The organism is Enterococcus sp. FDAARGOS_375, from assembly GCF_002393265.1.
Classification (GTDB): Bacteria; Bacillota; Bacilli; order Lactobacillales; family Enterococcaceae; genus Enterococcus_D; species Enterococcus_D innesii.
The window spans coordinates 2,774,451-2,797,887 of the sequence record NZ_CP023515.1; the positions used below are offsets into that span (position 1 = coordinate 2,774,451).

The window sequence follows — 23,437 nt, forward strand, 5'->3', positions numbered from 1 at the left end:
ACGAAGCAGCCAGATGGAAAAGGCTGCTTCGTTTTTTATTAGTATGCGCGGGCGATCCAAACGGTGTGTTTGGCAGGTTTGCCGCTGACAATATCGACTGTTTTTTCCATTGGTGCTTCAAACGGAATGTTTCGGGTAGTAAAGCCAGTTTCTTCTTTGATTTTGGCCTCGGTTTCTTCCGAGCCATCCCAACCGATCAAAACAAAACCAGTCACTTTGTCTTCTTGTTTGCACATTTCGATATGGGCTTTTAGTTCATCCAATGTATCGATGTTGGTGTACTCATTTTCTTTGTTTCGTTCCTTCGCAGCTGCTAATAAACGTGGAGTCATTGCTTGTAATTCTTGGTCAACAAACGCTTCTAATTCCTCAAGCGCCACCGTTTGCTTGTCAGGTAGGTCACGGACTTTGACCATGACTTTGCCAGCTTCTAAATCTCTTGGGCCACATTCGATTCGCAAGCAAGCGCCTTTTAGTTCCCATTCATTGAATTTATAGCCAGGTGAGTTATCAGAATCATCCAAACGAACACGAATGCCCTTGGCTTTAAAGTTGGCATACAGTTCTTCTAATTTTTCTAAGATGGCTGGATTCTTTTTCCAAGGACCGACTGGTAACAACACAACTTGGGTTGGTGCAATGGTTGGTGGGAAAACTAAACCATTTTCATCGCCATGGGTCATGATCAAGGCACCTAACAAGCGGGTAGAGACACCCCAAGAGGTTGTGTGGGCATGGGTATGCTTGTTTTCTTTCGTTAAATACGTAATATCAAATGCTTCAGCAAATTTTGTCCCCATGTAGTGGCTGGTTCCTGCTTGGACTGCTTTGCCGTCTTTCATCATCGCTTCGATCGAATACGTATCTACCGCCCCCGCAAAGCGCTCAGATGGGGTTTTTTGTCCGCGATAAACAGGGATCGCTAGGAATTCTTCGCAAAGGCGGGCATATTCATCTAAGACTTTCATGGTGCGTTGACGAGCATCTTCTTCATTTTCATGAGCGGTATGACCTTCTTGCCATAAAAACTCTGAGGTACGCAAGAAAGGCAATGTTTTCTTTTCCCAACGAAAGACGTTTGCCCATTGATTGATTTCATAAGGCAGGTCACGGTAGGAGTTGATCCAATCAGAAAAGGCAGAGCCGATCATGGTTTCTGAGGTTGGACGCAAGGCCAAAGGTTCTTCCAGTTTTTCGTTGCCGACTTCTGTGACCCAAGGTAATTCAGGGGCAAAGCCTTCGATATGATCCGCTTCTTTCATAAAGAAATTTTGCGGAATCAGCATTGGGAAGTATGCATTGCGAATGCCTTCTTTTTTCAAGAAACGATTGAACTCCTCTTGAATATGCTCCCAAAGTTCGAAGCCGTCAGGACGGAAAATAATGGAACCTTTCACTGGGGAGTAAGCCATCAATTCGGCTTTTTGGATCGTTTGGATATACCATTCTGTAAAATCATTTTTTTGTGTCATTGTTTTTCCTCCTTAAAAAAATAAAAAAGCATCTCGTCCTAAAAAGGACGAAATGCTTGGATTTCGCGGTACCACCTTTGTTGATTATCGATCGGGATAATCCAACTCGTAAAGGATAAGGCCTTTCCACCGACCGTTTTGCGGTCATTGCCATTGGGTAGGTTCATTTTATCAGCGGGTGTCGATTTTTCAGCTGCCGTCGACTCTCTAAGACCATCATAAAACTACTATTCCAATGCTTGTTGCTGTTCTTTATCATGCTAAAGCGAAAAAGCGAAAAAAGCAAGAGTTTTTTCGCTTTTTCTTAAAATAGACCGTTTAACGTATCGGAGAAAAGGCAGTCAGTCAAAAGACAGCAGATCCGCTTTAGCGGCAAGTGTTAAACGCAAAAAATGAAAACCATCTGAATCCTCGATACGCAGACTTCCTTGATAGACAAGACAAATTTGTTCCAGCATTTGCACATCGGTATGGATCGCCTGTCGTTTTGCTTCATCAGTTTGCAGTTTTTCTGCCTCATCCTCTGTTAAAAGCGGCATTTGACAGTCGATATGCAGCTGTTCTTTTATGTCAGTCACTTTCAACGAAAGCCTGCGATTTTGAGGATTTGTGACCGAACAGGTGTAGCGGATGGCGTACTCTAAGCAATGGGCGATCAAGGACAGACGATCATTTTCTTCCAATCGTTCCAGTGGTTCCGTGAGGTCATCGCAGGTAAGCGTGATCCTTTTTTGAGCGGCGGTGTGTTGATAATCAGCAAGCAGCATCGTCGTGATCGATTCTTTTTCAACCGCAGGGATCGTTAGCTGCTGCTTGATTTCTTCTTCAATCTCGCAAAGACCTTCATACGCAGCCGCTAGTTGTTCGTCTTCTAACATGTCTTTAATGGTATGGGTTCTCTTTTTGATGGTTTGTAAAACTTGCTGCCATTGTGCCGTTTGATCTGGACCGATCGCCTGCTGATTTTCATATAATCGCACTTTGATGTCTGCTGTGTCGATCTGCTTATTTTTGCCTTCACTGGCAAAAAAGAGTTCGAGGAACCCATAACAAGTAAAAATAAGTATCAGTAAGAAAAAGATGATCGAGCGCCAATTGATGTCAGATTGCGGGAGGACTAAAATATCCTGGATATACAAGAACCCATGACCGATTGCCGCGACAACGATCCAAGGTGCACAAAGGACATAAAATTGATTCTTTTTTAACGCCTCATAAATCGCCGCAAACGAAGTCACAAAGGTGCTGGTGATATTTAATAAAAACAGATAGTTCATGACGACTGGCAAACTTTGTTTTTGAAAAAGTGCCAAAAACATGGCAAAGATCCCGAAGGAGTAGTGAACAAACAACCATTTCTGATAATACTTACGTACGAAGTGCATGTTTGTGTAGTAAAACCCAATCAAAAACATGGGCGTAATAATCGAAAGAAAATTTAACATAAATGAATTCACGATGGGAGAAAAAAGCAGTCCACCCAGCAGATCCCCGAAGCCTGCTTCTAAACCTGCACTTAAGGCAAAGCCACTGAATAAAATGGAAGAGACTTTCAGCTTTCTTTGGTTGATAAAAGAAACGAAGAGATAAAATAAATTAAGGATACAAATAAATCCGGTAAATAGGAGGATATAGATATTCAAAATTGATAGACTAAAAACATAACCGATCAATGCATTGGCAGGACCGAAAAAGACTTCGGCTGGAAAGCCAGAATAGGTGTCGAAAGGACTAGTCACGTAGATCTTCAACGTCTTTCCAACGTAATCCTCTGGCAATGTGATAAAAGATAAGGTTTTGCCAGGATGGTTGAAGGTCAATGAATGTTCGGCAGCTTCATTGGTATAAATTTCTTGATCATCCAAATAGACGGTCATGTGTTGATGATCGCCAATCAGCAGCATCGTTGGATATTTGTATTCATTGGTCATTTTTCGCTGCATGACAAATCGCTCATTGGCTTTTACGCTAGGTAAATATTTCACATAACGGCTAATAAAAGTAGAATCAGGATTGTCTTCCGCATAAAAAATCCAATCTTCCTTCTTCTCCACGGTATGGTTATCAGAAGTAGGAGATAGGAAGAGCATAAGAAAAAAACCGATGCTTCCTAGCAAAAATAGAACGAGTAGGATAAAGGGAATCCAACGTTTAAAAAAGAACTTGTTATTTAAAAAAAGCATACTTTTTCTCCTATGTTTTTTAATCGCCTTTAGCATAATATAAATAGTAAAATAAAGTCAAATAATAATCAGAAAAAATACGCATAAAAATTCAATAAATCGTTTTTAAATATTTGAAAAAAATTTAAATATGTTATAGAATCGAAAAAGAAACTGAGCCTTAGAAGGAGAAAAGAAAATGAAACTTTTGCCAAAACAAAGTATCATGCTCTCACTTTTTGTATTGTTGTTTATGCTGATTTCTGTTTTAGCGGTCGTGATTCCTCATGCGTTTGGTTTCACAATGGCCATCGTTAACAGCGATGCAATGGAACCTACATATTCCGAAGGGACATTACTTTTTGTTAAAAAGGCTTCAGAAGACAATTTGGTCGTTGGTAATGAAGTGACCTATTATGTCGATCATGGCAGACAGATGCGCACACGGCGAATCGTTGCAGTGGGAGAAAACCAATCGGTGCTTTATGCGATCGGTGATAACCAAAGCCAGATGGAACCAAAAGAAATCCAAAAAAGCCAATTGATTGGGCAACCCATTTTTTATATCCCTAAAGTAGGGGCTTGGCTCAATCAAACGACGATCCAGCTTTTTAAAAACATGTATTTCCTTTTCGCAATGTATATTTTAGTGACCACCTTGTTTGTAACGCTCTATCAAATCAAATCTGGATCCATAAAAAAATCAATCATCTCTTAGCCATAAGAAGGAAAAAGCCAAAGAAACACTGCCGTTTCTTTGGCTTTTTCTCTTTTTCCCCTTCATAAGAGCAGTGTTCCAGCGAGGCCGATTATCAGACAAAAAGATAGAAAGAGCATATCGGCGAAAGTGATGCGAAATGACTTGGCGTAGGTTCGCTTTGCCTCGCTGTCAAATCCTCTTGAAAGCATCGCAGTCGCCAAGAGCTCAGACCAACGAATCGATTTGACCAGTAAAGGGATCAGCATCTTGAATGAAAATGGATTGACGGGGATTCCTCTAGAACGCATGCTATTACGGATATTCTGATACTCGGCTGGAATGATGGGCGCAATTTGAAACGCAGCGAGCAGACCGTAGGCAAAAACGGCAGGGAGTCGCAGCTGTTGCTGTAGCGAATAAATCAGCTCATTGATCGTGGTCGATACACTGAAAGAACTGCCCAACATACCAAAGCAATAGATACGGCTCGCCATGTCAAGTCCATAGCGCATAGCTGCTGCTGAGGAGGAGCCACTTTGGTTGTCCTGGTAGTAAAGGAGTCCGGTGAAAAAGACCCCCACAGCTGCCAAGGTCAATGCAGAAACAAGCAAAAGGCTTTTTTTCAAAGTGCGTTCGCTTACAGAAACAGCAAAGAACAGGACACAGAGTAGCAGATTCAATCTGAAATTATTTTGAAAAGAAACCAGTAAGGCGAGTCCTAAAATGGCGAATAACTTGACTGTCGGGTTGAGGGTGCGCATCTATGTCCTCCTTTTCATAATGATTAAAATCAATGATTTGTGAACAAAATGCTTCCAATAATAAGACATCGTGACTAACGATTAAAACCAAGGTGCCGCTTGCGGCTTTTTCGGCTAACAGCTGCATGACCTGCCAAGCTTGCTTGACATCTTGGCCATAGGTCGGTTCATCCACCAACAGTAATTTGACTGGTCGCTGCAATAAAGCTGCTACTGCTAAGCGTCTTTGCTGGCCTTGGCTGAGTAGAAAAGGGGACTGAGTGCTCTTGTTTTGTAGTCGCAATTTTTCCAGCAGTTTGGCACTCTCGGTCGCTGCACGTCCTTGGCTAAGCTCCTGTGCCACTGTAGCAGCTAAAAACTGGTCCTGCGGATTTTGCATGATCCAGCTGATGGACCGAAAAGGGGAGGGATGCTTCTTGATTGGATCCCCGCACAGGCGAATGGTTCCTGAGTACGCCTGCTGCTGCAAGATCGCTTTTAAAAACGAAGATTTGCCGCTGCCGCTACGTCCGGTAAGCCCAATCATTGTCCCACTATCAAAGGTAAGATTCGGAAAAACAATCGCTTGGTTACGGATCGGCAGGCGAAAATCTTGAAAAGATAGCCGCCCTTTTGCAGAAAGTTTCTTAATCTCAACAGGCGCTAGTGACCTGCGCAGCTCCTGATCGAGTGTGCGCATCTTTTCTTGATCGACGGATCTGAATCCTTCTTCAATCAGCAGCCACTCAGAAACCCAGTCAGCAGTTTCTTTGATTTGATGGTCGATCAGTAAGATGCCAATGGCATGTTGCTTTTGGAGCTGTCGCAGTTTTCGAATGATTTTTTGACTTGTGTCGGCGTCCAAATTGGCAAATGGTTCATCCAAAAGCAAGTAGCGACTCTTTAAAATCAGACAACAAGCCAATGCTACTAACTGTTTCTCACCGCCAGACAAGGTCGTAAAGGGCTGATCGGCAAGATGGCTTATCTCGCAAAACGTCAAGGCTTCCGCTACTTTTTTTGGCATGTCGGCTTGGGGAATACATTGATTTTCAAGACAAAACAGTAGTTCTTCTCGAGGCGTGGCCATACAAAATTGCATATCTGGATTTTGAAACAGTAAGCTGATCGACGTGCTTCTTTCTCGAATGGAAAGCTGGTTTAGCATTCGGTCATCGATCGTATAGGTTCCTTCTTCAAACCCTTTCTCGTTAAGCCCCGCTAAGAGGTGGAAAAGAGTGCTTTTTCCTGTTCCTGAAGCACCATAGATTCCTTTTGTTTCTCCGGGGGCTAAAGACAGTGTCAGATCAAGCCGTTTTTGATCCACGAAAAAGCAGCCGTTTTTTACGAGCAGGCTCATGCCGCTTCTCGTTTGGCGCTAATGGTTTGGTCTTCAGCAATCGGGTAACTGTTGAGAACGCCCATGCGTGTCAGATGGTCACAGACGATCTTCACCAAAAAGGCGGAAAAGAATAAAGAAGAAAGCAAGCGAATAATAAAAATCACCACCAACAACTGCCATTGCAAGTCAACGAAATTTGACCGAATGATCCCCCAAAGAAAACTCGTGATCGTGGCGCCAATGGCACCAGTGATCAAAGGGAACCAGCCATAGCGACGGTAGCCACCTAATGCAAAGCCAGCTTCTGTTCCAATCCCTTGTACAAACCCGCTGATAAAAATAATCGGTCCATAAAAATTCCCCATAAACACTTCTAAAAGTGCGGCGATCATCTCAGTGATCGTCGCTGCGCCCGGTTTGCGCAGCACATAGCCAGCAAAAGCCGCTGCCATGAACCAAACCCCGAAAATAAACTCATTCGCTAAAACAGACAAACCAAAGGGGGTTAAAAGCGTACCTAACAACAGCCCAAAATGAACAGCGCCCAAATAGATCACGCCAAAAATCAACGAAGCGATCCCCACCATAATGACATCTTTTAAGACCCATTTAGTCATGCGACACCGCCTTCTTTTTGGAAGGACTGTTGACTGAGACCGTTGCTTCTAACACATAATGGGGAAGATGGTCATGGGCATACGCTAATGCCGCTTCAAAATACGCAAAGAGTTGGCTGGCCGTTCCCGTCAGCATCGTGACATAATGGGCGGAGCGAGGCGCCAAACCATAGGTTTCTGCCAGTTGGACGATGGTGGCGATCTCTTCCATATAATTGTTTTCCCCAAATACATAAAACGAGTATTTACAATCCACGTCAAACGTACCATTCATAAGATTGCTTGCTTTATTGGGTTGTGCCTGTTCTCCATTCAAAAACGCGTCACCTGCAGAATCGCCAGGACAGCCCTTAGAAAAAGTAAACTCACCCACGAGGTGTGTCTTGGATTCGTAAGCGTTGATAAATAGCCCAGCTGCCGCATCGACAACACTTGGGGCTTCCCCTCGGAAAAGGGTGCTGAACAGATCGGTTTGCTGCCAAACAGCTGTTGTATCCGTCCGCTCAATGCTCGCTACGATTTGTTGCGCGAAGTGGTCTTTCATGGGGTACAAACTTACTCGGCACCCAGTGATATCGATCCCGCCTGCGGCACAGGCGATTGGTTCATTTGTCATTTTCTCTTCTCCTCTCGATGGTTTTTCTGTCTACAAAAAAAGCGTTCCTCCTTTTTCTATCCACACGTAGACAGAAAAAATGGGAACGCGAAAAATCATGCGCTGCCACTTCCCTACGTTGGTACTAACCAAATCAGGTTCTAAGGGACCAGACTTACGTCTATCTCAGCATAAAGCGCCCCTAGTGGATAATCTTCTATTCAATTACCCCTCGAGTGTAGCACAGGACCCAGCAAAGGACAATAAAAAGAGATGTTCAACGATTGAAAAAAATCAGCAGAGCAAGTCTTTCAAGGAAATTTCTTCACTGATATCTGTGGTGGTACATATGAAGGTTTTTACATATAAAAAAACAAGTGAAAAAGCGGTTGACAGGTTGCAAATAGTTGTGTAAAGTATAAAACCGATGGTAAAACGTAAACGTTACGTTTTGTTTTTATAAATCGTAATTGATTTATCAGTATTTTACCAAGGGAAAGAAAAAGAGGAAAAATAAAAGGAGTGTAGTTAGAAAATGAAGAAGTTTTTTAAAATAACGATGTTATCAGCAGTAGCCCTCGCATTGGCTGCCTGTGGTCAAGGTGGATCTGACGCTACGGAGCAGTCAGGAAACGCCTCTTCTGAGAATGAACAAATTCAGGTCATGGCCACGTTTTATCCGATGTATGATTTTACACGCCAAGTCGTAGGGGAGGAAGGGCAGGTCGAATTATTGATGCCCGCAGGCACTGATTCCCACGACTACGAACCTTCTGCAAAGGACATGGCAAAGATCCAAGATGCGGATGTCTTTGTCTACAACAATGAAAACATGGAAATGTGGGTTCCTTCGATTGAAGCTACGTTAAATGATGGCGATGTGACAGTGGTCAAAGCCACAGAAGGAATGGTCTTACTTCCAGGAGACGAGGATCATGATCATGACCACGATCATGGCGACGATGGTCATTCCCATGAATTGGATCCCCATGTTTGGTTAGCACCAAGCTTAGCCATGAAACAAGTAGAGGCGATCCGTGACCAACTAAGTGAGGCTTATCCAGCGAAAGCAACAGCCTTTGCAGAAAATGCTGCGAATTATTTAGCGAAGTTACAAGAGCTTCATGCGTCTTATGAAGAAGCGTTTAGCAATCCAGCGCAAAATCACTTCGTGACCCAGCACGCAGCTTTTGGTTATTTGGCATTGGAATATGGGTTGACCCAAGTACCGATCTCTGGTCTTTCACCAAGCGAGGAACCTTCCGCTTCACGAATCGCAGAACTAAAAGAGTTCGTTCAAGAAACAGGTATCCAAACGATTTACTTTGAAGAAAATGCCAAAGACAGTATTGCACGAACGTTAGCTTCAGAAGCAGGTGTCGAACTGGCTGTCTTGAATCCATTAGAAGGGTTGACCCAAGAACAAATGGATAACGGGGAAGACTATATTTCGATCATGGAACAAAACCGTGATGCCTTGAGAAAAACGACCGATGTAGCAAATGACAAAGAAATAGCGGAAGCCGAAAAAGAAAAAACGGTTTATAACGGCTATTTCGAGGATGCAGATGTTCAAGATCGTCCCTTATCTGATTGGGCAGGAGAATGGCAATCCGTATATCCATTTTTACAAGACGGAACATTAGACCAAGTGTTTGATTATAAAGCAAAAATGGACAAGAAAATGACGGCTGACGAATACAAAGAGTATTATACGACCGGTTATCAAACAGATGTTGCTCAGATCAAGATCACAGACAATACAATGACGTTTATCTTCGATGATGGTACGAAGAAAGAAGCAAATTATGTGTATACTGGCAAAGAGATTTTGAACTATTCCGCTGGGAATCGGGGCGTACGTTTCTTGTTTGAAAGCACTGACGAAGATGCGGCATTCAAATACATCCAATTCAGCGACCATATGATCGCACCAAGTGCGTCCCATCATTTCCATATCTACTTCGGCAATGATAGTCATGAAGCCTTATTAGAAGAAATGGATCATTGGCCAACCTATTATCCAACTGGGATGAGCGGATTAGAAATTGCACAGGAAATGCTTTCCCATTAAAAAAAAGATTGACAATCCTCGCTCTTTTCGTCAAAGTAAACTTGATAGGAAGGAGCGAGAATTTTTTTGGAAAAAACATTGAAGAAATTAGCGAAAGTGATTGACCGTATGATGGATCACGTTGATTTGTATGGCGGACCAAGTGTGGTTAGTGACGACGATCTTGAACACTACTTAGATCCTGTTTTTTACTTGATCTTTTGCGCGGAAACAGATGGTGGCATGACTAAATTAAAAGACAAAGTCTTTGTCGAATCGGTGTATACCGAAATGCTGCCTCAAGAAGTACCGTACAGTTTAAATTTTCTTCCGTTTGCCAAAACAGCCATTGAAGACTTTTATTACTGCATGTATAAAGAAAAGCATATCACCAAATCACAATACCAAGAAATCGCCTTTGTATTGGCTGAAAAACAACCTATCTTTTTCGCACGGATGTCCAAACCCCAGTTTTGGTCAGCTGAAAAGAAAGAAGCGATGTTAGCGATGATTCAAGACACCGATCCTGAAGAACATGAACTATTGCCCGTTGATGACCCGCGTATTGCTGCAATCTCGCCAAAAATCGTCCCATTTCCAACGAAACATACGGCCTTTGATGAAGCGGCGAATAGACCAGTCGCCTATCAGATCCGTATTGATTTAGAAGGATACCGTCCGCCAATTTGGCGTCGTTTGATCATTCCTGCAGGGCTGACTTATGAGCAGCTGCATATTTTGATCCAGATTGCCTTTGAGTGGATGAATCAACATTTGTACTTGTTTATTGCCGGTTCGAAATCGATCGGCTTAGGCAATTCCGTACCAACGGATGCTTCCGGTATTGACCAAGATTTTCAGTATTGCAAGTCCATGACCTACATTTATGATATGGGGGCAGATTGGACACATAAGATCAAAATTGAAAAAGTGTTGACCACAGAAGATCACCCAGATCCCGTCGTTCCAGTTTGTATCAAAGCTGTTGGCTACGTTCCAATTGAAGATGCCTTTGATGACGATTTCCGAGAACCATTGGATCGCGAGATCATCAATGAAATGTTACTCGATTATTGGGAAACAGGAGAATATGTTTAGCGATCAGCTAGAAGACTGTACCGTAATTTTGCAAGACTATCAATGACAACCACCAGACCCTAGCGGTTCTGGTGGTTTTTTAGTCTTCTGTCAAAGACGCTTCTTGATATATTCTGTCATCGGTTTTGTGTAGCTCGAGAAGTTTTTGGTTTGAGATCGTCCATCATTGAGCCGATTGGCTAGGAGATAACCGATATAAGGCCCGGTCGTTAACCCAGAAGAACCAAGTCCACTGGCGGCGAACAAATTCGTTTCATCAGGCACTTCCCCAAAGAACGGCGCAAAATCAGAAGTATAGGCACGTGTGCCAACGCGCATGGTCACAGGCGTGGCAAAGAGTGCTTCGGGATCTTCAAGAAAAGCACCGATTCCTGTCATCAATTGCTGCTTGGCAGCTTCCGTAGGCGTCAGATCCCAACCAGCATCATTTTCATGCGTAGCGCCTAATAAAATTTGACCATTTGAGAAGGGGATCAAGTCGCCTTCACCCTCTAGCATGGCGACTGGCCAATTATCTGTCGGCAAGTTGGCAGCAAAGGAAAGCAATTGGCCTTTTTGCGGACGAATATCAACGTGATACCCCAAAGGTGATAACAAGTCTAACAATCCAGGTCCAGCTGTCAGACAAAGAACCTCCGCCTCAAGGAGTTGATCCTTTGCTTTGATTTGCCAATGGCTATCTTTTCTTAAAATCTCGGCTTTTTCTTCGATAAAAGTCACTTGCTGCTGTAAGACAACTCCTTTTACGTGCGCAAGATAAGCACGACCATCTAAACGACCACCTCCTGAGATCCGTAATGAGGACATTTCCTTCAATAATGGCAGTGCCTCTTTGGTTTGTGGTCCTGTCAGCAACTCGATCTCGCCGATTTCTGGGGCTTCTTTGCGGCGACTCACAGCCAGATCTGCTAGCTCCTGAAGCGCGTTTTCGGGACGCACCACCAACGTGCCACAGGGGGCATAGATGGATTCATCTAAAGCAAAATCCCGCACCAATTGTGGGAAAAACGCGGCACCGTCTTGTGCAAGCTGGTACCATTTTTTATTGCGGCGTTTGGAGAGCCAAGGGGAGATGATGCCAGCACTAGCAGACGTTGCTTGTCCGATAAGTGAATCAACGACAGTCACGTCAAATTTGGTTTTATCAAGATAATTGGCGAGGGTCAATCCAATGATCCCACCGCCGATAATCACAACTTTTTTCATAGTAGAAGACTCCTTTGGTTGATTTCAATGAAAAGCGAATAAAAAGCGAAAGTTCTCTTAATGCCGTTTTCTTTGCGTACTTAATTGCGTATAATAAGGAAATGGAAAAGAGGGTATTATGCAAACTATTCAAACAGTCTTAAAAGAACATTTTGGCTATTCACAGTTTCGTGAAGGTCAAGAGACGATTATTCAATCTATTTTAACACAACAAAATGTTTTGGGAATCATGCCTACTGGTGGCGGGAAATCGATTTGTTATCAGTTGCCAGCGCTCTTGCTGGATGGGGTCACCTTGGTCATTTCCCCTTTGATTTCTTTAATGAAAGATCAAGTAGACAGCCTCGTTGATATGGGGATCTCTGCTGCTTACATCAATTCTTCCTTGACAGGAGCACAGATCAATCAACGCTTGCAAGAAGCTCGCCAAGGACGAATCAAGCTGCTGTACGTTTCTCCAGAACGTCTGGACTCAGAAGCTTTTCGCTATTCGCTGCGGCAGATGCCGATCGCTTTGTTAGCCGTTGATGAGGCCCACTGTATTTCCCAATGGGGGCACGATTTTCGCCCGAGCTATCTGCGGCTCGCCGAAACGATCGACAATTGGGAACAAAAGCCAACGATCGTAGCCCTTACCGCAACAGCTACGCCCAAAGTTGCCGAAGATATCGAAAATTTACTTTCGATTCCAGCTGAAAATCAAGTCAAGACCGGCTTTACGCGGGAAAATTTGGCTTTTCAAGTCGTCAAGGATCAAAAAGATACCTACATAACGACGTATTTGAAAATGAACCAAGGACAATCAGGTATTATTTACGCCAGCACCCGCAAAGAAGTGGAACGAATCTATCACCTGTTGAAGCATGAACACGTGTCAGTCGGGTATTACCATGGCGGGCTTTCAGAAGAAGAGCGCTCCTTTTTCCAAGAAGAATTTCTCTATGACCGCCTACAAGTGATGGTAGCCACCAATGCATTCGGAATGGGAATCAACAAAAGCAACGTCCGCTTCGTGATCCATGCCCAGATACCAGGTAATTTGGAGTCTTATTATCAAGAAGCAGGACGTGCTGGACGAGATGGGGAACCTAGTGATGCGATCTTGCTTTATGCGCCGCAAGACATGCAGATCCAGCAATTCTTTATCGATCAATCCGAATCAGACATTCTTTATCGCCAAAACGAATACTTGAAGTTGCGGGAGATGAGCCAATACGGACATACCCAACTGTGTTTGCAGCGCTATATTTTGCGTTATTTCGGAGAAGATGGTCCCGATTGCGGTCGTTGCAGCAATTGTCTTGATGAAAGAGAACAAGTGGATATCACAGTGGATACACAAAAAGTGTTGTCATGTGTGAAACGAATGGGCGAACGCTTTGGGAAAGCCTTGGTGGGGAAAGTGCTAACTGGCTCAGGCGATCAAAAAGTCAAACAGTGGGGCTTTGAAAAGTTACCAACTTATGGATTAATGAAAGATTGGTCCCAAAAGGAAGTCAATCAGCTGATCGATTATTTAACAGCATCAGGGTATCTTTTGCCGTCTGAAGGGCAATACCCGTTGTTAAGTGTGACCAATGCGGGGATTGATGTGTTGCTTGGAAAAGCAAAAGTTTATAGAAAACAAACCAAAGTCAAACAGTTAGTGGTGGATGATGAGCTATTCGATCAACTGCGCACCTTACGATTGAATCTCGCACAAGAACAAAATTTGCCGCCGTATGTGGTTTTTTCTGATAAAACACTACGAGAATTGGCGGAAGTTCAACCAAAAACGCCGATCGAGTTTTTACAGATCAAAGGAGTTGGCCAAAACAAGTTGGATAAGTATGGCGACGCCTTTTTAGCATTGCTTTCTGAATACGAAAAGACGGAAAGTGACTAAAATAGACAATTTTTTAAGATAAGACTAAAAAGACAGCAGGAAGGGACTAAACATCAGTGATTACGATTCGACCGGCAGTAGCTGCAGATCAAGCATTTTGGTTTTCTTTGGATACTCACTTACCAACGGAAGCAAAACTGCTACGCCCCTTCTTGAAAAACAGCAAAAACGCATTGTTGAAGACCCTACCATTAGGGGTCTTCAATCTCTTCTCATTTTTATGCGGACTCAGCTTGTGGCGTTCTGCTGCTTTGACGAATTCATTGTTTTTCTCTTTTTTGACCATCATTTTTCTTACATTTTTGTTGTCCTACAACATTAACCTGTATGTGATGCAATCAAAATTGCAAGATCGGCAAAACCTGTTTGACCTTTTTCGTAGTAGTTTTTTCTTTACGATGATGCACTACCATAAAGGGATCGGAATTTTAGTCCTAGCAGCGATCGGCTATTTCTTCACATGGCAATCAGCACCAAGTATCTTCTATCTGTTTTGTCTGTCTGGGCCCTTGTATTTTTATCAAAAAGTGTTGCATCTAAACAGAGTGGATCAATCTTGATTCACTCTGTTTTTTGCTTGTATTCGCCACTAGCAAGGAAGTAGACAGGATGAAACATGTTCCAATCTTTGAAACGCATTGAATTGAAAACGTTTGCTATTCTATTAGTAACAAATGTTTCCTATAATGAACCTACAAATCAACTACAAAGGAGTTTCCTCAATGAAAGAAAAAGTGATGGATGCGATGCAGAAATTCTCCAAGGCAATGTTTGTGCCCGTTTTGATTTTGCCGATCGCAGGGATATTGATTGCCGTTGGGAATGTGTTTACAAATGTCCGCTTGCTTGAGCAGTTTCCTTTTTTGGATAATCCGATAACCACCGGTTTTGGTAGTATCTTATCCGCTTCCTTATTACCGATTTTAACCAATTTAGGCATTATTTTTTGTGTTGGGATCGCTCTAGGGCTAGCCAATAAGAAAAAGGCTGAAGCGGGATTTACCGCGTTGTTGGGATATTTCGTCTTCTTAAATGCCATGAATAAATTCATGGAGCTTCGGGGGATGTTGGTTCCAGCCGATGCACTTCAAGGTTCAGGGCAAGCGATCGTTTTAGGGATCCAAGTGCTGGATATGGGGGTCTTTCTTGGCATCATTTTAGGAATCGTCGTGGCATTGGTCCACAATCGTTTCATCGATACGACCTTTAACAATGCCTTTCAAGTTTATGGTGGCGCGCGCTTCGTCTTTATTGTCTTGATTCCGGTCGTCGTGTTATTAGCCATCGTTTCCACGTTTGTATGGCCAGTAATACAAACTGGCATTGACGGTTTAGGGGGCATCATTCAACAAACGGGCAACTTTGGTATCTTCTTGTATGGTACGCTAGAACGCTTATTGATTCCAACTGGCTTGCATCACTTGATCTACACGCCGTTTTTGTATACTTCATTAGGCGGTGTCGCAGAAGTTGGCGGTCAAGTCTTTGAAGGGGCACGGAATATTTATTTTGCGGAAATTGCTGACCCAGCAGTCCGCGTATTATCGCAAAGTGTCATTTGGGACGCTCGTGGGATCTCAAAAATGTTTGGACTGATCGGTGCCTGTTTGGCGATGTATCAAACGGCAAAACCAGAAAATAAAGTCAAAGTCAAAGCCATTTTGATTCCCGCAGTTGTGACTTCCTTTATTGCAGGTGTGACTGAACCGATCGAATTTTCTTTTATGTTCGTGGCACCTGTTTTGTTCGTCATTCATTCTGCCCTTAGCGGCTTGAGCATGGTGGCGTTAAATCTCTTTGGTTCTCGCGCCATCGGACCGAATGGCTTCATCGACTTTCTTTTGTACAACTTGCCCTTAGGGATCGAGAAAACTCGCTGGCCAGTGTACTTGATCGTCGGGGTCGTCTTCTTCTTTCTTTATTACTTCTTGTTCCGCTTTTTGATCACGAAACTGAATTTGAAAACGGTCGGGCGTGAAGAAGAAGGGGCAGAGACCAAACTGTATTCGAAGAAAGAGTACAAAGAAAAACAACTTGCTGGAGCAGGTGTCGGGGTCATGGCGAGTGACCAAGCCGCCCCTAGTCCAACTAGTGAAACAAGTATCTCAGCAATCATCACCAAAGCGCTAGGTGGCGATGACAATATCAAAACCATCGACAACTGCTATACCCGCTTACGTTTAAAACTAAAGGATCCTGAACTCGTGGATGAAGCACTGCTAAAAGACGAAACACAAGCCAAAGGCGTGATCAAAAACGGTGAAAATGTCCATGTCGTTTACGGGTTGACCGTGCCGAAAGTGCGGGAAGAATTAGAAAATTATCTTGGAAGAGAAGGAGAGATTGAATGATGAAAAATTTTTCAGTAGTGATCGCAGGGGGCGGCAGTACCTTTACCCCGGGAATCGTTATGATGCTGCTTGACAATCAAGAACGCTTTCCTTTAAGAAAGCTGAAACTATACGACAATGATGAAGCACGCCAAGCGGTCCTTGGTGAAGCCCTAGCGATTTTATTAAAAGAACAAGCACCGCAAATCGAATTTTCGTTTACGACGGATCCTGAAGAAGCCTTCAGCGATGTCGATTTCTGTATGGCGCATATCCGAGTAGGAAAGTATGACATGCGGGAAAAAGATGAAAAAGTTCCCTTGCGTCATGGCGTCTTTGGCCAAGAAACCTGTGGACCAGGAGGGATCGCTTATGGGATGCGCAGCATCACTGGTATGCTGGAGATCATTGATTACATGGAAAAATATTCCCCCGATTGTTGGATGCTGAATTATTCCAATCCGGCTGCAATCGTAGCTGAAGCATGTCGGGTCTTGCGTCCTGAATCAAAGGTTCTGAATATCTGTGACATGCCCGTGGGCACGTTGCGTCGCATGTCGCAAATCATTGGCAAACAGCCAGAGGAACTAGAAGTTCGCTACTTTGGCTTGAATCATTTTGGCTGGTGGACCAGCGTCAAAGACAAAGAAGGCACGGAGTACATTCAAACCATTCGTGACTACGTTGCAGAACACGGCTATTTGACGCAGATCGAAGTGGATACCCAACATACTGACCCAAGTTGGCAAGACACCCACAAAAAAGCCAAAGACCTCTTGGCGCTCACACCAGAATATCTGCCAAATACGTACTTGAAGTATTATTTATACCCAGATTACGTCTACGAACACATGAAAGAACATCCAGAGTATACGCGTTCCAATGAAGTGATGGAAGGACGGGAAAAACGAGTGTTCGATCATGCCAAAAAGATCACTGCCCAAGGATCTGCTGAAGGGATCGCCTTTGAGATTGATGCCCATGCAACCTTTATCGTTGATTTGGCACGCGCCATCGCTTTTAATACGCATGAGCGAATGGTCATGATTGTGGAAAACAACGGCGCGATTGCGAACTTCCCAGATGATGCCATGGTGGAAGTGCCATGTATCGTTGGTTCTGATGGACCAGAAGCCCTCGCTCAAGGAAAAATTCCTGCCTTCCAACAAGCGCTGATGTTCCAACAGGTGACTGTGGAAAAATTAGTGGTCGAAGCATATGTGGAAAAGAGCTATCAAAAAATGTGGCAAGCGTTAAGCCTTTCCAAAACGATTCCTAGCGCAAAAGTAGCCAAAGAGTTACTCGATGATTTGGTCTCGGAAAATGGTGATTACTGGCCAGGATTGTCTTGAATTGTTTCACATTTGCGAAACATTCGCTGGTTAGATAACTGAAAGAGGAAGATTCTCCAAGAATCTTTCTCTTTTTTGATTTTTGTTGTGGAAGGATAATTCTTTGAAGAAAATCACCACGAAACGTCTTATCAACAAAACGATCAGACAGGTATACTAGAATATGCCACTAACTATGGTAGAATAAAGCTAATTGAATCAGATGAGAGGGAGCAATGCGATGTTTTTAGGGATTGATATCGGCACGACAGCCATAAAATTTGGGGTCATTGAAGATCGGAAAATCATTTACTCACAGTCATTACCAATCAAAACCCATAGCCACGGGTTAAAACAGACCCAATCAGCGACCCAGATCAGTAGCCAATTGATCAGTGGTGTCACAACGATTCCCGCTCAATTAAAAGCGGCAATCACAGTGATCGGGTTCAGTACCGCCATGCACAGCTTGATGCCAGTGGAGGGTGAGACAGCAGAAGAGATTTACATTTGGTCAGACAATCAAGCGAGTCAAACGATGACGGCCTTTCGTCAAACGGATCTGGCGGCAACGTTTTATGAAGAGACAGGGACACCGATCCATGCGATGTCTCCCTTTGCGAAACTTGCTTATTTTCAAACAAATGGTTCATATTCCAAAGAGACGAAATGGTTTGGCTTAAAAGAACTAGCAATGGCGTTGTTTACCGGACAAGCACGGATCGATTATAGTACCGCATCAGCGACCGGTCTTTTTTCTTTGAAAGAAAAGCAATGGAGTCAAAAAATTCTCAATTATTTATCCCTTTCAAAAGCCCAGTTAGCGCCTTTATGTGCACCGACTGATCGTTTTTTGATTACCGAGGAGATGGCGCAGCGGTGTGGCTTGAAGCCTGAGGTAGAAGTGATGTGTGGGGCTAGCGATGGGTGTTTAGCAGCATATGCTGGCTATATTTCTACTGGGATCCGCAACAGCTTGACGATCGGAACCAGTGCGGCGGTTCGTAAAGTAAGTGAGACCACCGTCTTTGATCGCCAAAAACAAAATTTTTGCTACTATCTGCAAGATGACCTCTATGTCGTAGGGGCACCTTCAAACAATGGTGGCTGTGTCCTTGCTTGGGCAAAAGAGACCTTATCAGAAGATCCTGATGCGTTTTATCATTATCTGCCTCAAGTCATGGAGGAGTCGCCGATTGGCAGTAACGGCTTACGTTTTTTTCCCTATTTAAACGGGGAGCGGGCACCTTTTTGGACAAATGAGATCACAGGCGGCTTTTCTGGCTTGACCCTGAAACACAATCGCTCAGACATGTTGCGGGCAGTCATCGAAGGCATGCTGATGAACATCGATTTATTAAAGCAAATGGCGCAGTTGGAAGAGGCAGTCACTGTAAGTGGTGGTTTCTTTCAAACAAAACTTTTAGGTCAAATGACCGCGGATGTGTTGGGGCTGACCTGTTATCTTTCCGATGAAAACGAACCGATATTCGGCTTGTATGATTTATACAAAAGCTCTGTTGTGCGGCAAGATCAGCCAGATGAAAAATTTGTTCCTGATCCGCAGAACCAAGCGCTTTATCAAGAACTGGCAAAAACCTATTTTCAAGCATAAGAAAAAACCAGCAATCCACTAGGGTTGCTGGTTTTTTTTTTCAACATGGGTAAAAGCGTCGACGATATATTCCATCAATAAGAGCAGTTTACCAAAGAAGCTAGTGTACTGGATGTTTTGGGTGTCGTAGGGGCGTTCATCGGTCACTTCAAAGGAAAAGGTCGCTAGTTGATTGGCGCGATGATCACCGTTCCCGCAAAACAAAACAGTTGGTATGTGATGTTCATTGGCTAATGCCATCTTCTCCAGCACTTTTTGTGTTTCGCCAGATTTAGAGATGGTGATCAGCATACTGATGTTCTCGATGTTGTTACTAATGATCCCACCTGAGTCAGAAGCACTGACTAATAAGGTTTTGATGCCGTTGACAAGCATTTTTTTGTGGAGGTATTCTGCCACGATCCCAGAAAAACCTGTTGCATAAATCGTAATAAACTTGTCCTTGTTTCGTCCATAGATTTCTTTGATCGCGTCGATCGTATCTGCAATACTGGCAGCGTCAATTTGGTAATCGATGGCGGCTTCAGTGATAGTCTGATTTTTCAAGCGATTCTTTAAGAAGTAAAGTAGCTCTAGATAGCCAGAAAAACCCAATTTTTGCGCAAGCCGCACGATGGTTGCGGGGGAAGTGTAGATCGCTTTAGCGATTTCTCTTAAGGGCAGTCCATCGATCGCAGCGGTATTTGCAAGCAAATAATCAAGAATTTGCAACTCATTGTCAGTCAATTTTTTTCCTTTGATTAATACATTTAAGTCCATTGTTCGGCACTCCTTTGTCTTGTCTTCATCATACAATGAATAACGACAGAAAGTAAAATGGGAATCGCGTCATGCTGATATATAGGAAAAAAGATTGTACATTTCCTAAAAAGATATTATAATTTCTTATATAGAAAATAAAGGTGGAGAAATGATGACGCAAAAACCATATGGAACCGTACTACTAAAAGCAGCAACCATTTTAGATTATCTCGCAGAAGCGCCAAGTAAACCATTGCAAGAAATTTCAGAAGCAACGAAACTGACCCCATCCACAGCTTTGAAAATATTAGAAACGCTGCAAATGATCGGCTATGTCAAACGCGACAAAGAGAAGAATTATCGCTTAGGGTCTAAGCTGATCAAGTATGCCAATCAAAACATTCAAGAGCTTGATTTAGTGGAAATCAGCTTGCCTTACTTGGAAGCATTGCAGAAAACGGCGGATGAAACGATCCACTTAGGGGTCTTGACTGCTAATGAGATTCTTTATGTCAATAAATTGGAGCCCCACAATCAAACGATCCGCATGTCTTCCAAAGTAGGGATCACAAGACCATTGTATAGTTCTGCCATGGGGAAAGCCGTTTTAGCGGAGTTTGATGCCCCTCAAGTGGAAGAATATTTGGCAGCAACGCCTTTAACCGCTTATACGGAAAACACCATTACGAATCAGTTGAAGTTGAAGAAAGAATTGGAACAGGCAAAAGAAAACCAAGTAGCGTTTGATGATGAAGAAATGGAACAAGAAATCTATTGCATCGGCGCCTCACTCATAAAGGATCAGGAGATCGTTGGGGCGTTTTCTATCAGCCTACCGAAATACCGCTTGACCCCAGAATACAAATCGACATTGATCGATGCGATTATTGCGACAAAACAACAAATTGAACAAGCATTATAAACTTTTTAGTGGAAAGCCCTTGCAAATAAAAACGAGAACGGTATAATAAACGTGTAAGTTTCTTTATAATAAATACCATTTTCCAAATAGGAAATAAATGGAGGGTCTCAATGAAAAAAGTAGCGAATTTAATGAAACTAAAAGAAAGCGGCGTGATCGCTGTTGTGCGTGGCGCTTCAAAAGAAGAAGCACTACAAGCAAGTAAAGCGATCGTTGCAGGGGGGATCACTGGCATTGAGTTGACTTTTACAGTGCCTCAAGCGGCGGATGTAATCGCTGAATTAGTAGCAACCTTCAAAGATAATCCAGAGGTAGTCGTTGGTGCTGGGACCGTTCTTGATGCAGTGACCGCTCGCTTAGCGATCATGGCAGGAGCACAATATGTGGTAAGCCCAACCTTTGATCAAGAAACGGCTGAATTATGTAATTTATATCAAATCCCGTATCTGCCTGGTTGCATGACCATTTCAGAAATGAAGGACGCCTTAAAAGCAGGCGCAGATATCATTAAACTATTCCCGGGTAGTGCGTATGGACCAAGTATCATCTCGGCCTTCAAAGCACCATTGCCACAATTAAACATTATGCCGACCGGTGGTGTCAGCTTAGACAACATGCAAGAATGGTTTGCGGCGGGTGTCGTAGCCGTTGGTGTAGGGGGGAATTTGTTAGCGCCAGCAGCAAGTGGGGATTTTGACAAAGTAACAGAAGTAGCGAAACAATATGCGGCAAAATTAAAAGAGATTCGAGGAAAGTAAGATGGCAAACATTCTGACACTAGGAGAAATCATGTTGCGTCTATCGACAACGTTAGGCGACCGAATCGCCCATAGTTCGATGTTTGCTGCCCATTATGGCGGTGGAGAAGCCAATGTTGCGATCTCCTTAGCGAATTTTGGTCATCGCGTTTCTTTTGCTAGTAAAGTGCCTGAGAATGCTTTAGGAGATGCCGTTTTTCATCATTTACGAAGCTATGGCGTCGATTGTCGTCACTTGCTTCGTGGCGGTTCCCGACTAGGTACTTACTATATTGAAACCGGTATCGGCGAACGAGCAGCGCGAGTGGTTTATGATCGCACTGGCTCTAGCTTTGCTCAAATGAAAGAAAATGAGTGGCAATCTGACCTTTTTGATGGGGTTGACATTGTTCACCTTTCAGGAATCACGCCCGCTCTTTCAACGACTTGGCAGACACTTTTACTGACGTTGATCAAAGAAGCGAAAGCAGCTGGTTGTAAAATCAGTTTCGATATCAATTATCGTGGAAAGCTGTGGACGACCGCTGAAGCGCGCGTCTTTTTGCAAGAAGTGCTCCCCTATGTCGATTATTGCTCGGCAGGACAGTTAGATGCCCAAGTCTTTATGGATGTATCAGCTCCAACAGAGGAAGTCGAAGATGACTACTATTATCAAGAAATGCATCGGAAATACCCAAATATCCAGCTCTTTTATTCAACTAGTCGTCAGGTGCTCTCAGCAAGCCACAATCAATTGACAGGAAGCCTATGGCACAACGGCAATTATGTCGTTTCTGCTACCCATGAGATCAATCCAATCGTTGATCGCGTCGGCGGCGGCGATGCCTTTTCAGCTGGTGTCCTACATGGTCTTGTCACGAAGAAACAAGACCAAGAAATCATTGATTTTGCCACTGCAGCATCTGCTTTGAAACATACGATCCATGGCGACTGTAATCAGTTTAGCGCCAATGAGATACAAGAATTTATTGCAACAGGTTCAGGAAAAATTATCCGATAGGAGGAATAAAACATGCAACACATGGAAACACGCTATACCCATAGTCCACTTGATATTCGTCACTATAGTACCGAGGAATTACGCAGAGAATTTTTGGTAGAGAAAATTTTCACACCAGGACAAATCATGCTGACCTATACCCACAATGATCGGATGATCTTTGGCGGAGTGACACCGGCAGAAGAAGCGTTAGAAGTGCAATTAAGCAGCGAATTAGGGGTGGAATACTTCTTAGAACGTCGCGAATTGGGCGTCATCAATATTGGAGGACCTGGTGCGATCACGATCGATGGCCAAAAAGAACCAATGAAAAAACAAGACGGCTACTATATCGGCAAGGAAACCAAACAAGTCTTGTTCCACTCAGATGATCCAGCAAATCCAGCGAAATTCTATCTATCTTGCGTGCCAGCACATAAGAAATACCCAAATGTAAAAATCAGTATCGATCAAGTCACACCAATGGAGACAGGCGAGGGCTTGACATTAAATGAACGGAAAATTTATCAATACATTCACCCAAATGTTTGTGAAAGCTGTCAATTACAAATGGGGTACACGATCTTAGAACCAGGCAGTGCTTGGAATACGATGCCAAGTCATACCCATGAACGTCGGATGGAAGCATATGTGTATTTTGATTTTGCCAACGAAGACACAAAAGTGTTCCATATGATGGGCAAACCAGATGAAACGAAGCATTTAGTCGTTAGTGAAGAACAAGCAGTTATTTCTCCAAGCTGGTCGATCCATTCGGGTGTTGGAACCAGTAACTACTCCTTTATCTGGGCAATGTGTGGCGAAAATATCACCTATACCGACATGGATATGGTGGCAATGGACGACTTAAAATAAAAAGAAAGAGGGTTT

20 protein-coding genes, 1 riboswitch and 1 other annotated feature are annotated in these 23,437 nt (G+C 43.4%); of the genes, 12 read left to right on the forward strand and 8 right to left on the reverse strand.

Annotated elements, in window-relative coordinates; translation table 11 throughout:
• Nucleotides 1-38: 38 nt before the first annotated feature.
• Entirely contained in the window at nucleotides 39-1,472 is a 1,434-nt protein-coding gene (gene proS / locus CO692_RS14565; protein ID WP_096742545.1) for a proline--tRNA ligase, read from the reverse strand.
• A gap of 40 nt (nucleotides 1,473-1,512) precedes the next feature.
• Nucleotides 1,513-1,717, reverse strand: a binding site (T-box leader).
• Between the two features lie 96 nt (nucleotides 1,718-1,813).
• Nucleotides 1,814-3,655, reverse strand: coding sequence for an SNG1 family protein (locus tag CO692_RS14570; RefSeq protein WP_226818160.1), 1,842 nt, complete (start codon nucleotides 3,653-3,655; stop codon nucleotides 1,814-1,816).
• A gap of 178 nt (nucleotides 3,656-3,833) precedes the next feature.
• Between CO692_RS14570 and CO692_RS14575 the strand changes: the two genes are divergently transcribed.
• Nucleotides 3,834-4,352, forward strand: a complete 519-nt coding sequence (locus CO692_RS14575; protein WP_010749528.1) for a S24/S26 family peptidase — start codon at nucleotides 3,834-3,836, stop codon at nucleotides 4,350-4,352.
• 62 nt (nucleotides 4,353-4,414) lie between these two features.
• On the opposite strand, the gene CO692_RS14580 is transcribed toward CO692_RS14575, so the two are convergent.
• The 4 genes from CO692_RS14580 to CO692_RS14595 are packed head-to-tail and all read right to left on the reverse strand — an operon-like array spanning nucleotide 4,415 to nucleotide 7,649.
• Nucleotides 4,415-5,095 (reverse strand): energy-coupling factor transporter transmembrane component T, encoded by a 681-nt coding sequence (locus tag CO692_RS14580; protein WP_017144391.1) that lies wholly within the window; start codon nucleotides 5,093-5,095, stop codon nucleotides 4,415-4,417.
• Complete coding sequence (locus tag CO692_RS14585) at nucleotides 5,022-6,434, reverse strand: ABC transporter ATP-binding protein (RefSeq protein WP_096742546.1); 1,413 nt, start codon at nucleotides 6,432-6,434, stop codon at nucleotides 5,022-5,024. The genes CO692_RS14580 and CO692_RS14585 overlap by 74 nt, the downstream gene beginning before the upstream one ends.
• Entirely contained in the window at nucleotides 6,431-7,033 is a 603-nt protein-coding gene (locus CO692_RS14590; RefSeq protein WP_010749530.1) for an ECF transporter S component, read from the reverse strand. Before CO692_RS14590 ends, CO692_RS14585 begins: the two co-directional genes overlap by 4 nt.
• Nucleotides 7,026-7,649 carry a YkoF family thiamine/hydroxymethylpyrimidine-binding protein gene (locus CO692_RS14595; protein ID WP_096742547.1) on the reverse strand — a complete coding sequence of 208 codons (624 nt, stop codon included), beginning with the start codon at nucleotides 7,647-7,649 and terminating at the stop codon, nucleotides 7,026-7,028. The genes CO692_RS14590 and CO692_RS14595 overlap by 8 nt, the downstream gene beginning before the upstream one ends.
• A 93-nt stretch (nucleotides 7,650-7,742) precedes the next feature.
• A riboswitch (TPP riboswitch) is annotated at nucleotides 7,743-7,842 on the reverse strand.
• 321 nt (nucleotides 7,843-8,163) lie between these two features.
• Here CO692_RS14595 and CO692_RS14605 point away from each other — a divergent pair.
• Together CO692_RS14605 and CO692_RS14610 are read left to right on the forward strand one after the other, a co-directional pair.
• Nucleotides 8,164-9,702 (forward strand): zinc ABC transporter substrate-binding protein AdcA, encoded by a 1,539-nt coding sequence (locus tag CO692_RS14605; RefSeq protein ID WP_015509936.1) that lies wholly within the window; start codon nucleotides 8,164-8,166, stop codon nucleotides 9,700-9,702.
• A 66-nt stretch (nucleotides 9,703-9,768) separates the two neighbouring features.
• Nucleotides 9,769-10,779 (forward strand): plasmid pRiA4b ORF-3 family protein, encoded by a 1,011-nt coding sequence (locus CO692_RS14610; protein ID WP_096742549.1) that lies wholly within the window; start codon nucleotides 9,769-9,771, stop codon nucleotides 10,777-10,779.
• A 90-nt stretch (nucleotides 10,780-10,869) separates the two neighbouring features.
• Here the strand turns inward: CO692_RS14610 and CO692_RS14615 are convergent, their stop codons facing one another.
• Nucleotides 10,870-11,985, reverse strand: a complete 1,116-nt coding sequence (locus tag CO692_RS14615) for an NAD(P)/FAD-dependent oxidoreductase (protein ID WP_096742550.1) — start codon at nucleotides 11,983-11,985, stop codon at nucleotides 10,870-10,872.
• 118 nt (nucleotides 11,986-12,103) lie between these two features.
• On the opposite strand from CO692_RS14615, the gene recQ reads away from it, so the two are divergent.
• From recQ to CO692_RS14645, 5 genes are all read left to right on the forward strand, one after another.
• Nucleotides 12,104-13,870, forward strand: coding sequence for a DNA helicase RecQ (gene recQ, locus CO692_RS14620; RefSeq protein WP_096742551.1), 1,767 nt, complete (start codon nucleotides 12,104-12,106; stop codon nucleotides 13,868-13,870).
• A 56-nt stretch (nucleotides 13,871-13,926) separates the two neighbouring features.
• A complete protein-coding gene (locus CO692_RS14625) occupies nucleotides 13,927-14,430 on the forward strand; it encodes a hypothetical protein (protein ID WP_096742552.1) in 504 nt (167 codons plus the stop codon).
• Between the two features lie 162 nt (nucleotides 14,431-14,592).
• The gene (locus CO692_RS14630) at nucleotides 14,593-16,221 is read left to right on the forward strand and encodes a PTS transporter subunit EIIC (RefSeq protein ID WP_015509929.1); all 1,629 of its coding nucleotides are present in this window, start codon (nucleotides 14,593-14,595) and stop codon (nucleotides 16,219-16,221) included.
• Complete coding sequence (locus CO692_RS14635; RefSeq protein WP_096742877.1) at nucleotides 16,221-17,552, forward strand: 6-phospho-alpha-glucosidase; 1,332 nt, start codon at nucleotides 16,221-16,223, stop codon at nucleotides 17,550-17,552. The genes CO692_RS14630 and CO692_RS14635 overlap by 1 nt, the downstream gene beginning before the upstream one ends.
• A gap of 220 nt (nucleotides 17,553-17,772) precedes the next feature.
• Nucleotides 17,773-19,146, forward strand: a complete 1,374-nt coding sequence (locus CO692_RS14645) for a gluconokinase (RefSeq protein ID WP_226818162.1) — start codon at nucleotides 17,773-17,775, stop codon at nucleotides 19,144-19,146.
• 18 nt (nucleotides 19,147-19,164) lie between these two features.
• Here CO692_RS14645 and CO692_RS14650 read toward each other — a convergent pair whose 3' ends face one another.
• The gene (locus tag CO692_RS14650) at nucleotides 19,165-19,905 is read right to left on the reverse strand and encodes a MurR/RpiR family transcriptional regulator (RefSeq protein WP_096742554.1); all 741 of its coding nucleotides are present in this window, start codon (nucleotides 19,903-19,905) and stop codon (nucleotides 19,165-19,167) included.
• 151 nt (nucleotides 19,906-20,056) lie between these two features.
• On the opposite strand from CO692_RS14650, the gene CO692_RS14655 reads away from it, so the two are divergent.
• The 4 genes from CO692_RS14655 (at nucleotide 20,057) to kduI (ending at nucleotide 23,422) form a co-directional block, all read left to right on the forward strand.
• Entirely contained in the window at nucleotides 20,057-20,809 is a 753-nt protein-coding gene (locus CO692_RS14655; protein ID WP_026008086.1) for an IclR family transcriptional regulator, read from the forward strand.
• 110 nt (nucleotides 20,810-20,919) lie between these two features.
• Complete coding sequence (locus tag CO692_RS14660; RefSeq protein ID WP_005229908.1) at nucleotides 20,920-21,567, forward strand: bifunctional 4-hydroxy-2-oxoglutarate aldolase/2-dehydro-3-deoxy-phosphogluconate aldolase; 648 nt, start codon at nucleotides 20,920-20,922, stop codon at nucleotides 21,565-21,567.
• Nucleotide 21,568: 1 nt separating this feature from the next.
• Nucleotides 21,569-22,567: a sugar kinase gene (locus tag CO692_RS14665; RefSeq protein WP_096742555.1), complete on the forward strand. Its 999-nt coding sequence runs from the start codon at nucleotides 21,569-21,571 to the stop codon at nucleotides 22,565-22,567.
• Between the two features lie 12 nt (nucleotides 22,568-22,579).
• Complete coding sequence (kduI, locus tag CO692_RS14670; RefSeq protein WP_096742556.1) at nucleotides 22,580-23,422, forward strand: 5-dehydro-4-deoxy-D-glucuronate isomerase; 843 nt, start codon at nucleotides 22,580-22,582, stop codon at nucleotides 23,420-23,422.
• The last annotated feature ends 15 nt before the right edge of the window (nucleotides 23,423-23,437 follow it).

Coding starts and splice junctions, on each gene's coding strand:
- CO692_RS14635 (WP_096742877.1), top strand. CDS start 16,221: ATGAAAAATTTTTCAGTAGTGATCGCAGGGGGCGGCAGTACCTTTACC.
- CO692_RS14585 (WP_096742546.1), bottom strand. CDS start 6,434: ATGAGCCTGCTCGTAAAAAACGGCTGCTTTTTCGTGGATCAAAAACGG.
- CO692_RS14665 (WP_096742555.1), top strand. CDS start 21,569: ATGGCAAACATTCTGACACTAGGAGAAATCATGTTGCGTCTATCGACA.
- CO692_RS14590 (WP_010749530.1), bottom strand. CDS start 7,033: ATGACTAAATGGGTCTTAAAAGATGTCATTATGGTGGGGATCGCTTCG.
- CO692_RS14595 (WP_096742547.1), bottom strand. CDS start 7,649: ATGACAAATGAACCAATCGCCTGTGCCGCAGGCGGGATCGATATCACT.
- CO692_RS14570 (WP_226818160.1), bottom strand. CDS start 3,655: ATGCTTTTTTTAAATAACAAGTTCTTTTTTAAACGTTGGATTCCCTTT.
- CO692_RS14615 (WP_096742550.1), bottom strand. CDS start 11,985: ATGAAAAAAGTTGTGATTATCGGCGGTGGGATCATTGGATTGACCCTC.
- CO692_RS14605 (WP_015509936.1), top strand. CDS start 8,164: ATGAAGAAGTTTTTTAAAATAACGATGTTATCAGCAGTAGCCCTCGCA.
- CO692_RS14645 (WP_226818162.1), top strand. CDS start 17,773: ATGTTTTTAGGGATTGATATCGGCACGACAGCCATAAAATTTGGGGTC.
- CO692_RS14655 (WP_026008086.1), top strand. CDS start 20,057: ATGATGACGCAAAAACCATATGGAACCGTACTACTAAAAGCAGCAACC.
- CO692_RS14630 (WP_015509929.1), top strand. CDS start 14,593: ATGAAAGAAAAAGTGATGGATGCGATGCAGAAATTCTCCAAGGCAATG.
- recQ (WP_096742551.1), top strand. CDS start 12,104: ATGCAAACTATTCAAACAGTCTTAAAAGAACATTTTGGCTATTCACAG.
- CO692_RS14575 (WP_010749528.1), top strand. CDS start 3,834: ATGAAACTTTTGCCAAAACAAAGTATCATGCTCTCACTTTTTGTATTG.
- CO692_RS14580 (WP_017144391.1), bottom strand. CDS start 5,095: ATGCGCACCCTCAACCCGACAGTCAAGTTATTCGCCATTTTAGGACTC.
- kduI (WP_096742556.1), top strand. CDS start 22,580: ATGCAACACATGGAAACACGCTATACCCATAGTCCACTTGATATTCGT.
- CO692_RS14650 (WP_096742554.1), bottom strand. CDS start 19,905: ATGGACTTAAATGTATTAATCAAAGGAAAAAAATTGACTGACAATGAG.
- CO692_RS14660 (WP_005229908.1), top strand. CDS start 20,920: ATGAAAAAAGTAGCGAATTTAATGAAACTAAAAGAAAGCGGCGTGATC.
- proS (WP_096742545.1), bottom strand. CDS start 1,472: ATGACACAAAAAAATGATTTTACAGAATGGTATATCCAAACGATCCAA.